Here is a 13,208-nt window from a genome sequence, read left to right as displayed (position 1 = left end):
TCGGCGTCCGACACCGGCGAGGCGCATTCCCGCTGGCAGACGATGCAATCCGCAGCGATGCGGACTGAACGGGGGGTAAGGATGAAGGTTGAGGTATTGTCGCGCGCCCGAAGCACTGCGCTTCATTGAGGCCCGACCGGCCCGCGTGACCGTTGGCCGCGCAGTCGCCGGCAAATACGACAGAGTCGATAGGAATTGTTGGGGCACATTTCCAGTGCCCGGAATCGTGCTGCCAGAAAACTGTCTGCGCCTGGTTCGTGAACCGGCCGAGGAGACCAGATGACAAATCGCGAACGCGCCACCCACCTGCTGATCGTCGGCGGCGGCCGGGAGACCCCCGCACTGGCCCGGGCGGCCGTCCCCGGGCTGCGTACCTCCGTCTTCTGCCGGGCCGAGGTACTGCCCCGGGTACGCGACATCGGCCTCAACCGGCGGGTGGTGGTCTTCCCCGACGACGCCCCCGCCGACGAGTGGGTGGCCGAGGCCCAGGCCGTACACGCCCGTGATCCCTTCGACGCCATCGCGACCTACAGCGAGAAGGACCAGGACAAACTGGCCGCCATCGGGGTGGCTCTCGGACTGCCCGCCCACCACCCGCAGACCGTGCACTGGGTGCACGACAAGGTGGCCATGCGGGAACGGCTCGCCGCCGCCGGGGTCGACGACACCCGGGCGATCAAGGTCAGCACCCCCGACGAGGCCCTCGACGCGGCCCGGGCCCTCGGCTTCCCCCTCATCTGCAAGCCGGTACGCGGGGTCGGCAGCATCGGTGTGTCCCGGGTCGACAGTGAGCGCGACGTGGTGCGGGCGATGGCCTTCCTCAGCCGGGAGGCCACGGAACTCGACTCACCGGTGGCGCTGCTCGAACCGCTGCACGTCGGCCGCGAGTACAGCGTCGAGTGTCTGAGTGAGGCCGGCTCGCACCTGACGGTCGGAATCACCGCCAAGGTCACCGAGCCCCAGCACTTCGGCGAGATCGGCCATGTCGTCCCGGCCGCGATCGACCCTGCCGAGCAGGCCGCGATCGACAAGACCACGCACGCCATGCTCGACGCACTCCAGATCGCCGACGGGGTCACCCACACCGAGGTGATCGTGACCGGCGACGCGGTCCGGGTCGTGGAGACCCATCTGCGCCCCGCCGGTGACGAGATCCCGTACCTGCTGCATCGGGCCCTCGGCGTGGACCTGATCGACGCGCTCGCCCGGCAGAGCGTCGGCATCCCGGTTCTCGACGACATCCGGGACCGGCTCGGCACCGCCCAGGCGGCCGGGCACGCCGCCATCTGGTACGCGACCAGCAGTGTGGTCGGCAAGGTCGTGGAGATCAGCGGAGCGGACGCCGCCGGCGCCGCCGAAGGTGTCTTCGATGTGGAACTGCTCTGCGAAGTCGGTGACGAACTGGCTCGCCCCGACGGGCCACCCGTGCGGATCGCCGGCATACAGGCCGAAGGGCCCTCGGCCGCCATCGCCCTGGAACGCGCCCGAGCCGCCGCCCGGCTGCTCTCCGTCGTGGTCCGTACCGTGCCGGAGCCGTCCGAGTGAGCGGCCCGGACAACTTCCTGGAACTGCTCGACGAGTACCCCGTCGTGCGGGCGCACCGGCACCACGACTCGGCCACCCTCCGCCTGGCCCGAGCGATGGCCGACGCGGTCGGCACCGTACGGCGACAAGCGGTGGCCGCGGCACCGCTACGGGTCGAACTCACCGCCGATCTGCTCGTGGTCGTCGAGGCGGCGGTGGTGGCCGCGGCGGCAGCCGCCTCCCCGGCGGCGTCACCGGCCCTGCGCGCCCTCACGGCCTGGCGAGTCCACCGGGACGCCACCGCCATCCTGGGCGGAGTGCTCGCCATAGCCGCGCCGGAGGACCGCGACTCGACCGAGGCCCTGCGGTCAGAGCTCCACCGCACGACCGCGGACACGGTCGGTCTGGCCCTTCAGGCCCAGCGCGAACTTCTGGACCTGCCGGGTCTGGCGCAGGTGCTGGCCGAGATCGAGGCGACACACCCGACCGAGGTGCCGGACTATCTGGAACCGGCCGCCCAGGCCGTACGCGATCTCGTCCCGGTGTTGTCCCGGGTGGCTGACGAGGATTACCGCCTGGACGACGAAGGAGTCGAGGCCGGCCTTGCCTACCTGTTCGACCCGTTGAGCGCCACCCACACCGGAGCCCTGCTCACGGCCCACGCCGCCGACCGACTCGTCGTCGGTGACGCCCGGGCCGCCACCATCGCCCGACGCTGGTGCTACGCCCGCGTCCGCGCCACCACCCTGGAAGGGCTGTCGCCCCGGCATGTCGGCAAGAGCCGCCGACTGGTCCAGCTGCAACCGGTCACCGGCTGATCCCGGCCACCCGGCGCCGGGCTGACCGGCGGGAAGGAACTGTCGATGCATCCGATGAGCAACCCTGAACTCCCGGAGGAGCGGTCGGGACTGGCCCAGCTGCTCACCGCCTCCGCCGCCCGCTGGCCGGACCGGCCCGCCCTGACGGATGGGGCGCGGACCCTGTCCTACGCCGAACTCGACCAGGCCGTCACGGTCGCCGCCGCCCAGCTGACCAGGGCCGGGGTGGCACCGGGCGACCGGGTCGGCCTGAGCCTGGGACGCGGGGCCGAGGAGCTGATCGCCCTGGCCGCCCTGCAACGGCTCGGCGCCTGCTTCGTACCGGCCGACCCGGCCGCCCCGGACGCCCGGATCAGCTTCGTGCTGCAGGACTCGGGCAGCAGCTTCGTGCTGGCCCGAGGAGACGCCGCCGAACGTTTCGACCGGCTACCCAGCTCGGTTCGCGTCATCGAGTTGGAGAGGTTGAGCGAGCCGGCGGAGCCGGCGGCCGTCACCGCCGACCCGGGTCGCCTCGCGTACATCATCTACACCTCCGGCTCGACCGGCACACCCAAGGGAGTGGCGGTCGCCGCCGGCCCGGCCGCCGAGCACGCCCGGCTCGCGGCCGACTACTTCGGCCTGCGTCCCGGCGACCGGCTCCTGCAGTTCGCCTCCCTCGGCTTCGATGTCGCGCAGGAGGAGATCTGGCCCACCTGGGCGGCGGGCGCGACGCTGGTGCTCACCACCGGCCTGCTGCCGGCCGCGCCGGAACTGGCCACCATCGTGGCGGACCACCGGATCACGGTGTTGCAGCTGCCCACCGCGTACTGGCGGAGTCTGTTGGCCTGCGGTCCGACCATGTCGCCGGACGCCTTCCGATCCGTACGCCTGGTCGTCATCGGCAGCGAGGCCGCCCGGATGGCCGATGTCGCGCCGTGGCGCGAGTCAGCGCTGGCCCACGCGCAACTGGTCAACGCGTACGGGCCGACCGAGGCGATCGTGACCGCGACCGCGTACCGGATCGACCCCACCACGGTCCTGCCGGAGACCGACGGCGGCCTGCCCATCGGTCCGCCCTTCCCGGGCCGGACCGCGCGCATCCTCGGCCCCGACGGGCAGGCGGTCCCCCGGGGGGCCATCGGCGAACTCCACCTGGGCGGGCTGCTCGCCGAGGGTTACGTCAACCGGCCGGAGCTGACCGCCGAGCGGTTCATCCGCCACGCCGAGGGCGAGCGGCTGTACCGCACCGGCGACCTGGTGCGGGAACTTGACGGGGGCGTCCTGGAATTCATCGGCCGAGCCGATGGGCAGCTCAAGCTACGCGGCTACCGGATCGAGGCCGAAGAGGTCGAGGCGGCGCTGCGCGGACCCGACGAGGTTCTCGCCGCCGCAGTCGCGCTGATCTCCCGGCCTCAGGGTGAGCCGGTGCTGGGTGCCCTGCTGACCGGGGCGGCCGGGGGGACCTGCGACCCGGCCGAGGTGCTGCGGACGGCGGCGACCGTGCTGCCGTCGTACATGGTGCCGTCGTTCGCGGTCGTCGTACCGCAGTTGCCGATCAACTCCAACGGCAAGATCGACCGGGCCGCCACCGCCGCCGAGCTGGGCCGGCAGTACCAGCAGCGGCACCGGGAGAACGCCGCCCGGGGCAACGACGAGCCGGGGACCGACGAGGTGGTGACGACCCTGCTGGCCATCTGGCGTACCGTGCTCGGCGTCGACGACCTGGGGCCCGACGAGGACTTCTACGACCTGGGCGGCGACTCCCTGCTCGCCATGCAGATCACCGCACGGGCCCGGGCCGCCGGCTGGCTGATCTCACCGGCCGACCTGCTCGCTGCGGCGACGGTCAATGGCCTAGCCGCCCTCGCCCGCCCGCTGGACGCGGCCAGCGGGCCCGAGAAGACCGGTACGGGACCGATCGAGCTGCTGCCCGCGCAACTACGGTGGCTGCGCGACGGCGAGATTCCCGACATGGACGCCTTCGTGCTCTGCGCCCTGTTCACCGTGCCGCCCCAGCTGGACCGGGGCCTCCTGCTGGCCACCGCCCGGCTGCTCGTCGACCGGCATCCGGTGCTGGGCAGCCGCTTCCATTTCGACGGCGACGCCGAACAGGCCCGGATCGTCGAGTTCGCCGAGGAATCGGTGGTGGAGGTGATCGACCTGGTGGGCGGCAGCGCGGCGGAGATCAGTGTCGAGGTGGAGCAGCACCTCACCGGCATCCAGCGAAGCCTGAACCTCGTGGACGGCCCGGTGTGGCGGTTGGTGCACCTGCGGGCGCCCGCGGGGCCGGGGCGGCTGTTCCTGGTGGTGCACCATCTGCTCCTGGACGGCTGGTCGATGTCCCTGCTCGTCGACGACCTGGACGCGGCCGTGACCTCGGGGCTGAGCGGGCGGATGACGCTGGCGGAGAGTACTGCCGACGTGCGGGCGGTCTCGGCGGCCTTCGACCGGTACCTGGCCGGCGACGAGGCCCGCCGGGATGCCGCTGCCTGGCTGGCGCTGCCCTGGCAGGGGGTGCGTCCGCTGCCGTACGACCGGCAGGGCCCCGGAACGCTGTCCACCGTTCGCACCCGGACGAGCTGGCTCGGCGAGGCGGAGACCGAGGTGTTGCTGCACCGGCTGGACCGCCGCGCCCCTCGGCCACACACCCTGCTGCTGGCCGCGATCTGCGTGACCCTGGCGAAGTGGAGCGGGCAGCCCGTCCAGGCGATCGACGTGTACAGCCACAGCCGGGACGCGGCCGTCGGCGGCCTGGATCTGTCCCGGACGGTGGGGTACGTGCAGGCGACCTACCCGCATGTCGTCCAGGTCCAGGGCGATGAGGTCGACGAGGTGCTGCGGCTGACCACCGTCTCCTGCGGCCCCGAGCGACGGTACGGCTTCGACGCCCTGCGGTTCTGCTCACCGCACCCGGCCGAACGGGCCGCCCTGGCCGGACTGCCGGCCAGCCCGGCCCGGCTCAACTATCGGGGCCAACTGGACCGGATCGAACGCCGCCCGGAAACCTCCGCCCTGGGTGAGGCGCGGGAAAATCCCGGGTTGAACCGGTCCCCCCGGCAGACCGAGCGCTACCAGCTGATGTTCGAGGGAGACATAGTGGACGGACGGCTTCTCGTCGGGGTCAAGTACAGCACCGACCAGTATGAGCAGTCGACGGTGGAGGCACTGGTCGACGGGATCGCCGGGCTGCTCGGTGAGGTGGCCCGAAGGTTGGCCCGGTGAACCGGCCGGCCGGCACCCCGGAAGACCGGGCGGGGCTGCGCGCCCTGGTACGCGACGAGGTCGCCGCGCTGACGGGCGGCTCACCCCCCGGCGACGAGGAGGACCTGTTCGCGCTCGGACTCGATTCCCTCGACCTCGTCCGCCTGGTCAGCCGCCTGTACGAGGTGACCGGGGCCAACCTGCGGGTCGCCGACGTGCTCGACCGTCGGCGGGTGGCCGCCCTCGCCGAGGTGCTCGTCGACCGACTGCCCGCGGCCGGGGCCGGGGACACACCGGCGCTGCGGGAGACGACGGCACTCGGCGAAGGCCAGGTGCGGCTCTGGCTGGACGACAACATCCGACCGGAGCACGCTCTGGGTAACGTCCTACGGGTCGCCTTCCGGCTGGTCGGCGAGGTGGATCCGGCAGCGCTGGAGGACGCGCTGCGCACCGTCGTCGCGCGGCACGGTGCCTTGCGTACCGCGATCGACGCCGATCCGGACGGCCTGCCCGTGGCCCGGCCGCTGTCGGTGCCGCAGGCGCTGCTGGTCCGGCGGTCCACCACCACGGCCCCGGGCACCGATGTCGACCAGGCTCAGCGGCTGGCCGACGAACTGACCTCCGAGGTGCACCTGGACCGAGGGCCCCTGGTCGCCGCCGGCATCACCCGGACGGCCCACGAAGTGCTGCTCGTGCTGGCTGTGCACCACGCCGCCTTCGACGGGGACAGCGTGGCCATCCTCGCCCGCGAGGTCAGCGGACTCCTGTCGGGTCGACCGCTGACCGACCAACCGCTGCCGTACGCCGCATTCGCCGCCGCGCAGCAGGAGGCGCCCCGGGCGGACCTCACCGCCCGGACCCGCGAGTGGGCGGAGCGGTTCCGGGATCTGCCCGCGCTGGCCTGGCCCGATGCCCCGGGCCGCGCCGAGGCGGCGGCCCTGGGTGAGGAACCGGTCACCATCGCCGCCGAGCACGCCGACCGGTTCGAGCGGCAGGCACGACAGTTGGGGGTGAGTCCCTTCGTGCTGGGTCTGTCCGCCTTCGCGCGAACCGTCGCCGCCACCACCGCGACCACCTCGCTGGCCGTCTGCGTGCCGCACTCCGCCCGGGACGATCGGCGTTTCGACGACACTATCGGATTCTTCGTCGCCACCCTGCCGATTCCGGTCGTGCTGCCTGATCCGGGCGACGATCTGCTCGTCTCCCAGTTGGACGGCACCGTCGCCGAGGCGATGCGCAACGGGGATGTCACCCTGCCCGCGATCCTGCGTCGGCTCCGCCGCCGCAGATCGTCGCTGTTCCAAGTGCAGTTCGCCTGGTCGAACTGGCCGGAGCCGAGCTGGACGGTGCCCGGGGTGACGGTCGAGGAACTGCCCCTGCGGCCGCTCGCCACGCAGTACGACCTCACCCTGGAAGTCTTCCCCCGTCGGCCCGGCGAGCCCTTGCGAGGGGTGGTGGAGTTCGATCCCACGGTGGTGGCGCCGGCTGTGGCGGCCGAGCTGGGGGTCGGTTTCGCCGAGAGGTTCGCCCGGGTCGCTGCCACGCCCGCCGCCTGACCTGGACCGGTGACCCCGGACCGGCCAGGGGTCACCGGCCTCGGCAGCGGTGAGGTCAGTTGATCCGCCGCGCTGCCGGTGACCCCGGCCAACCGCCTGGACTCCGCGACCGGGCGGTTGCTTCGGGTCGGTCCGCGGGCTCAGGCCCGCAGGTCGCGCAGGGCCTTCTGCTCCTGTTCGGTCAGTGGACCACGGGCCTCGGCGGCCAGGCACTCGGCCAGCTCGGTGCGGTTCTTCACGCCGAGCACCACGGTCGCCACCCCGGGGACGCTCAGGGCGTACCGGTGGGCCAGGGAGGCCGGGGACTCACCGAACTCCGCCGCCAGGGCCCGGAACCGCTGCGCCCGGGCGAAGTCGAGGGCGACCGGGGAGTCGTCGTCCACCGGCCGGTCGATGCCCTCGGTGAGGGCCCCGGCCGCCACGGCCCGGATCCCGATCACGGAGACCCCGGTGTCGACTGCGGCCTGCCGGATCTCGTCGTTGCGGGGCTCGGCCGAGGAGCCGAGTAGCCACATGTCGCCGCTGAGGTCCAGGGCGTTCACCACCGCCTGGACCGCGTCCGGGCGGGGCTGCCGCTGCATGGCATCGATGACGGTCTGGGGGTGACCCACCCCGGTCAGCCCCCAGGCCCGGATCCTGCCCTCTTCCCGCAGTCGTTCGAAGGTCGGGACCACCTGATCCAGGTACAGATCCCAGCCCAGGGTCCGGGGGGTGGGGCCGGTCCAGCCGTGCGGATGCAGTTGAGAGTGGAGCAGGAACAGGTCCAGGTGCTCGCGGCCGATGCGGTCCAGGGTCGCGTGCAGGCTGCGGATCATCTTCTCCGGCAGATCGCCCCCGTCCTGCTCGGGTAATTCGATCTTGCTGGTGACCAGGACGTCGGAGGCCGGCATGGCGCGCAGGGCGGCGCCGGCGACCTGCTCGGACGCGTAGCCGTCACCGTAGGTCGGCGCCAGGTCGAGCATGGTGATCCCACCCTCGATGGCGGCCTGCACGGTCGCCACCGCCTCGGCGTGATCGGTCTGTCCCCAGACCCCGCCGATCCCGCCCCCACCCAGGGTCAGCGCGCTGACGCTGCCGAGACGACCGAAATCCCTGCTCTGCATGCCTACCTCCGCGACAGATTCCCGCCCGGCGTCCGGACGGGACGATGGTCTACATCAATGCGCTGGCCCGTGCACCCTGAGCCCGGAACAGGGTCGCATACCGGTCCAGACAGCCCTGGACGCTGAACTCCTCGATGGCCCGCTTCGCGCCCTCCCGTCGGGTGTCGGCGTCCCAGCCGAGCACGTCCAGCAGCGCCGCGCGCAACTCGACCGGGTCGCGCGGCTGGACGATCCGGCCCATCCCGGTCGCCAGCACCGGGTACCGCCCGCCGGGCAGGTCGGTGGTGACCGAGGGGATGCCGCACATCATCGCCTCGGCCTGGGCGATGCCGAAGGACTCCGCTACGGAGGGCAGGGCGAAGGCGTCGATCGAGGCGTAGAAGTCATTGATCTGCTGACCGCGCAGCAGCCCCAGGATCCGGATCCGGGGATCCCGTTGGGCTGCGGCCCGGATCCGGTCGATCACACTGCCGCCGGCGACCGTCAGGTAGTCCCCACCGAGCAGCAGCCGCGCCTGCGGGTCGGTGATCTCGGCGAAGGCGGCGACCAGGTAGTCCAGGCCCTTGTCCGGCACGATCCGGCCGAGGAAGCCGATGTGCGGGCCCTCGGTCTCCCGGAAGGTCGGCCGGCCGCCCCGGCGGTCCAGGCAGGGGGCGGGGATCGCCGAGCGTTGGCTGGCCCGCAGGATCGACCAGAGTTCTGAGTACTGGGCCTGGTCGTCGCTGTTGACCACGACGGCGTTCGAGCGGCGCAGGGTGATCCGCGACGACACCCGCACGGCCGCCATCGCCGCCCGGGTCACCAGGGTGGGCGGCAACCACAGATCGATGTGGTACGTGCTGACCACCGGCACCCCCAGGGGCAGGGCGGTGATCAGCGCCCCCTCCAGCATCGGCAGATGCAGGTTGACCACCTGCGAGCGGCGAGCGATCCGGCGCACCAGGGGCGCGAAGCCGGGACTGACCGGGCCTCGGCTGATGGAGGCGACCACCGGGCTGCGGTAGACGTCCACGCCGTTGCGGCTCTCCCGCAGTGGCAGGGACGGGTCGTGCCGGACGGCGACCACGGCCACCCGCCAGCCCCGCTCGGCCAGACCTTCGGCGAGCACCCTGGCCACCTCGGTCAACCCGCTGACGTAGGGCGAGTAGTAGTTGACCGCGACACAGAGGTCGTATTCAGGGGAGTCTTTGCTGCTCACGGGCTTCTCCAGGATGTCGTTCGGTTACCAGGGGTGCCAGAAGCTGGTCAGCATCGCCTGCGCCAGCACCGCGGCCCACAGACCGACGTTGACCACCATCGCGCGGTCCCGGAAGAGGTCCTCGACCGGGTCCCCGCCGGAACCGCCCATGGCGATCATCTGTAGGTAACGATGCACCGCGAAGGCCGCGAACGGGAAGGTCAGCCCGGCGGTGACCGGCCCGTACGGCGGGGTCTGGGCCCAGATGAAGGCCACATAGCCGACCAGGGCCGCCACCAGGTTCACCAGCACGACCTGGTCCAGGAAGGGCACCGAGTACGACCGCAGCGCCGGACGATGGTCGCCCGCCTCGCCACCGGCGGCCGACAGGGCGGCGAGTTCGTGGCGCCGCTTGCCGAGGGAGAGCGCCAGGCAGGCGCAGTAGACCCCGATCAGCAGAGCCGGTTGGACGGCGATGCCGACCGCGATCGTGCCGGCCAGCACCCGCAGCACGAAGCCCACGGAGACCACGGACACGTCGACCAGGGGCTGGTGCTTGAGCGCCAGGCAGTACCACAGGTTGATGGCCAGGTAGCCGGCGACGATGACCCCGACCAGGATCGGGAGCAGCATCAACAGGGCAGCGGTGCCGGCCAGCAGGAGGAACAGCAGGGTAAGCGCGGCGCTGGTGCTCACCAGTCCGCTGGCCAGGGGACGGTTGCGTTTGACCGGATGCAGGCGGTCCCGCTCCCGGTCACGCAGATCGTTGAAGATGTAGACGGCCGAGGAGGCGGCCAGGAAGGCCAGCAGGGTGCCGAGCAGCGGCATCACCTGGGTCACCGCGGCTTCCGGGGACGCCACCAGCGGCGCCATCAGCACCAGCACGCCCTTGAGCCACTGGCGGGGGCGCAGCAGGGCGAACATCCCGCCGAGGCGGGCCAGGGGTCTGAGCGCCTGCACCGCGGCCACCGGGTCGACGGTGACCACGGGCACCTCCGGTGACGCGGCGCTCGGGGCTTCCAGGGCGTGCTTCATGGCGGACCTCTCCTTGCTCCGGGGAGTGTCAGAACAGCGCCTTCGCCAGGCTCAGGGCGCCCTGCTTCCAGGGGTCGCGGTGGGTACGTCCGGCGCTGCGCCGCGTTCCGGCGGCGTTGGCCCGCCACCAGTGGTACGTCTTCAGCAGGGCCTGCTCGTTGCTGAACTTCGGATCGAATCCGAGCTGCTGGGTGGCCCGGTCGATCGAGACGTACGAGTCCCGGGTCAGCTTGTGCACCAGTCGCTTGTAGACCGGGGACAGCCCGGTGGCGGCCAGGATCCGCAGCACGGCGACGGCGGGCCCCACCGGCATGGCCAGCACCCGCTTGCCGTGGTCGGCGGCGTCGAGCACCGCCTGGAAATCCTCCCGCAGGGTGCGGAACTCCCGGGCGCCGATGTTGAAGGTGTCGTTGGCGACGTCGTCGGGGGCCTCGCAGATCAACTGGATGGCCGTGCAGAGATCCTCGACGTCGAGCATCTGGGTGGCGACGTCGCCGCCGCCGATCAGCGGAAAGTGCCGGCCTTCGTCGGCCCACTCGAAGAGCATGGCGAACAGGCCGAGACGCTCCTCGCCGAGGAAGGTCTTGGGCCGCACGATCGGGGCGCAGAGCCCTCGTTCACGTTGCCGCAGCACGGCGGTCTCGGCACCGAGCTTGGCCGCCGAGTACGGGTCGACCGGCTCGCAGGGGTAGTCCTCCGGGGTGGGGCAGTCCCTGGGCAGTCCGTAGACCGCGGTGGAGGAGATGTGCACGAAGCGGTCCACCCCGGCCCGGCGGGCCGCCTCCAGGGCCGCCTCGGTGCCGTCCACGTCGACCGAGCGGATGTCCGCCGACCGGTGGCTGGGCAGGGCCGCCGCGGAGTGGATGACCACGTCGGCGGAGCGGAAGGCGCGGGTCAGCGCGTCCACGTCACGGACGTCGGCCCGGATGAAGGCGGCCTTGCCCTCGACCCTCGGCGCCAGCGGCCGGATGTCCACCCCGGTCCAGGTCACTCCCGGCCAGGGTCTGGCCAACAACGCGGTGCCCAACATGCCGGCGGCTCCGGTCACCACTGCGTGCACTTCCGCCTCCCGTGTCGAAAAATGCCGTTTTCTTGACGACGATGTGACGTCTCAACGACGGCCAGGTTTCAAACATTCGCGTTATCAAGTAATTCACCGGTGAGTCATACGCGGCGGGCCGCGCCGACCAATCGGGACCGGCCACCGGATACCGTGCAATTCGCACATCGGGCCAGGCCCGACACCACACCCGGTCGGCGCCGATAAGCTGGGCGTACGCCATCCGCGCTCCTTCCAGGTCGACAGAATCCGGTATTGGCACTCGTGACGCTAGCGACCGACGATTGCCCCCTCCTTGGTGTGCGGAACAAGCTTCGAGCAAGGTCTACGTCGATACCTTTTCCGAGGCCGGTACCGCTCTCGGCAGGAACCGGGGTGACGTAAAGGAGTTGCCATGACGGAAGCGGCGGCAAGCACGACCGCGACAATGGACGAAAAGGAACCAGCGCCGTCGCCGGAACCCCGTACCCGTTCCCGTGGGCGTCAGTGGGGGCTACGTCTCGCCGCCGTGGCCTGCTTCGGCTGGCTGGCCGTCGTCGCGCTGCACCACCTGCTCAGCGCCCGGACCTACGTGTGGGGTCCGATCGACCTCCTGCCGCCGATCGTCTGGGCGGCGGTCCCGGTGGTGCTGCTGCCGGTGGCCTGGCTGGCCCGCTCGATGCGCTGGAAGCTGGTCGGGGCGGCGCTGCTGGCCCTGGTCCTGGGGGTCGGCTACAGCGGGATCAACTTCGCGACGATCTTCCACACCCCGCCGCCGGCGCCGGCCGACGCCATCAAGGTGGTCACCTGGAACACCGAGTACTGGGACCAGGACCGGCGCAATGGCGGTGAGCAGCGCACCACCACGGAGCAGTTCTACAGCTTCCTGCGGGACATGGACGCCGACGTCTACATGCTGCACGAGTACGCCCATGTCGACGACTCCCTGGTGGACATCTTCGCCCAGGCGTACGAGATCGATCAGGCGGCGGAGCTGGCGGCCGCCTTCCCCGGGTACACGATCGTCCGCGAGGGTCGCAACATGACGATCACCCGGTTGCCGGTGGTCGGGCACGCCTGGCTGGACTCGACGCCGTACCTGCCGGACGACCTGAAGCCGGTGCCGTCGGCCCTGATCGACCGGCCGCTGTTCTACACCTCGCAGGGGCTGCGCACCGACATCGAGGTCAACGGTCAGGTCGTCTCCTTCTACAACGCGCACATCTTCCAGCCGCCGGTGCGGATCCTGCTGCTGCGCAGCGACGAGGACCGGAACATGTTCGAGATCGACCGGTTCAACTTCGAGATCCGCCAGGCCAGCTACCAAGCCATCGCGGCCGATCTGGAGAACAACCCGAACCGGGCGGTGATGGCCGGCGACCTGAACACCTCGCCCTCGATGAACCTGCTCGACATGGTCTCCGACCGGCTGGTCGACCAGACCAAGGTGCTCACCTCGCTCTACCCGGTCACCTGGCCGGTGGGCGACAAGCCACGGCTGTGGCGCATCGACTGGCTGTTCACCACCCCGGACATCACCGTGCACCGTTACGAGTTGACCATGCCCCGGGGGTTGTCCGACCACAAGGCGCAACAGTTTGTCATCTCTGCCCCCAGATAGAGATGATCGTCACATTGACGCCGAGCAGGCGAAGACACCAATTCCGGACGTTTTAGCGCCCACCAGGTGATCTACGACTGTCAACGGCTGTTGGTTGTGTACTAGGGTGATCGACGGGTCTTCTCAGCGACGAGAGATTACCGATGAGTAGGCGC

9 protein-coding genes are annotated in these 13,208 nt (G+C 71.1%); 5 read left to right on the top strand and 4 right to left on the bottom strand.

Features of this window, described 5'->3' with window-relative positions:
• Nucleotides 1-279: 279 nt before the first annotated feature.
• From ABZ795_RS04765 to ABZ795_RS04750, 4 genes are read left to right on the top strand one after another with little or no spacing between them, the layout of a single operon-like run.
• The gene (locus ABZ795_RS04765) at nt 280-1,545 is read left to right on the top strand and encodes an ATP-grasp domain-containing protein (protein ID WP_357528877.1); all 1,266 of its coding nucleotides are present in this window, start codon (nt 280-282) and stop codon (nt 1,543-1,545) included.
• A complete protein-coding gene (locus tag ABZ795_RS04760) occupies nt 1,542-2,342 on the top strand; it encodes a hypothetical protein (RefSeq protein ID WP_357528875.1) in 801 nt (266 codons plus the stop codon). The genes ABZ795_RS04765 and ABZ795_RS04760 overlap by 4 nt, the downstream gene beginning before the upstream one ends.
• A gap of 54 nt (nt 2,343-2,396) precedes the next feature.
• Nucleotides 2,397-5,543, top strand: a complete 3,147-nt coding sequence (locus ABZ795_RS04755) for an amino acid adenylation domain-containing protein (RefSeq protein ID WP_357528873.1) — start codon at nt 2,397-2,399, stop codon at nt 5,541-5,543.
• Nucleotides 5,540-7,078: a condensation domain-containing protein gene (locus tag ABZ795_RS04750; protein ID WP_357528871.1), complete on the top strand. Its 1,539-nt coding sequence runs from the start codon at nt 5,540-5,542 to the stop codon at nt 7,076-7,078. The genes ABZ795_RS04755 and ABZ795_RS04750 overlap by 4 nt, the downstream gene beginning before the upstream one ends.
• A gap of 140 nt (nt 7,079-7,218) precedes the next feature.
• Here the strand turns inward: ABZ795_RS04750 and ABZ795_RS04745 are convergent, their stop codons facing one another.
• The 4 genes from ABZ795_RS04745 to ABZ795_RS04730 are packed head-to-tail and all read right to left on the bottom strand — an operon-like array spanning nt 7,219 to nt 11,453.
• Nucleotides 7,219-8,181, bottom strand: coding sequence for an aldo/keto reductase (locus ABZ795_RS04745; RefSeq protein WP_357528869.1), 963 nt, complete (start codon nt 8,179-8,181; stop codon nt 7,219-7,221).
• Nucleotides 8,182-8,230: 49 nt separating this feature from the next.
• Nucleotides 8,231-9,379, bottom strand: coding sequence for a glycosyltransferase family 4 protein (locus ABZ795_RS04740; RefSeq protein WP_357528867.1), 1,149 nt, complete (start codon nt 9,377-9,379; stop codon nt 8,231-8,233).
• Between the two features lie 24 nt (nt 9,380-9,403).
• Nucleotides 9,404-10,393: a UbiA prenyltransferase family protein gene (locus ABZ795_RS04735; protein WP_327022405.1), complete on the bottom strand. Its 990-nt coding sequence runs from the start codon at nt 10,391-10,393 to the stop codon at nt 9,404-9,406.
• A 28-nt stretch (nt 10,394-10,421) separates the two neighbouring features.
• Complete coding sequence (locus ABZ795_RS04730) at nt 10,422-11,453, bottom strand: NAD-dependent epimerase/dehydratase family protein (RefSeq protein ID WP_357528865.1); 1,032 nt, start codon at nt 11,451-11,453, stop codon at nt 10,422-10,424.
• 394 nt (nt 11,454-11,847) lie between these two features.
• On the opposite strand from ABZ795_RS04730, the gene ABZ795_RS04725 reads away from it, so the two are divergent.
• Complete coding sequence (locus ABZ795_RS04725) at nt 11,848-13,053, top strand: endonuclease/exonuclease/phosphatase family protein (RefSeq protein WP_357528863.1); 1,206 nt, start codon at nt 11,848-11,850, stop codon at nt 13,051-13,053.
• Nucleotides 13,054-13,208: the final 155 nt, after the last annotated feature.

Source organism: Micromonospora sp. NPDC047134 (assembly GCF_040643455.1).
Taxonomy (GTDB): Bacteria; Actinomycetota; Actinomycetes; order Mycobacteriales; family Micromonosporaceae; genus Micromonospora.
This window is presented reverse-complemented; position numbering and strand designations above follow the sequence as displayed.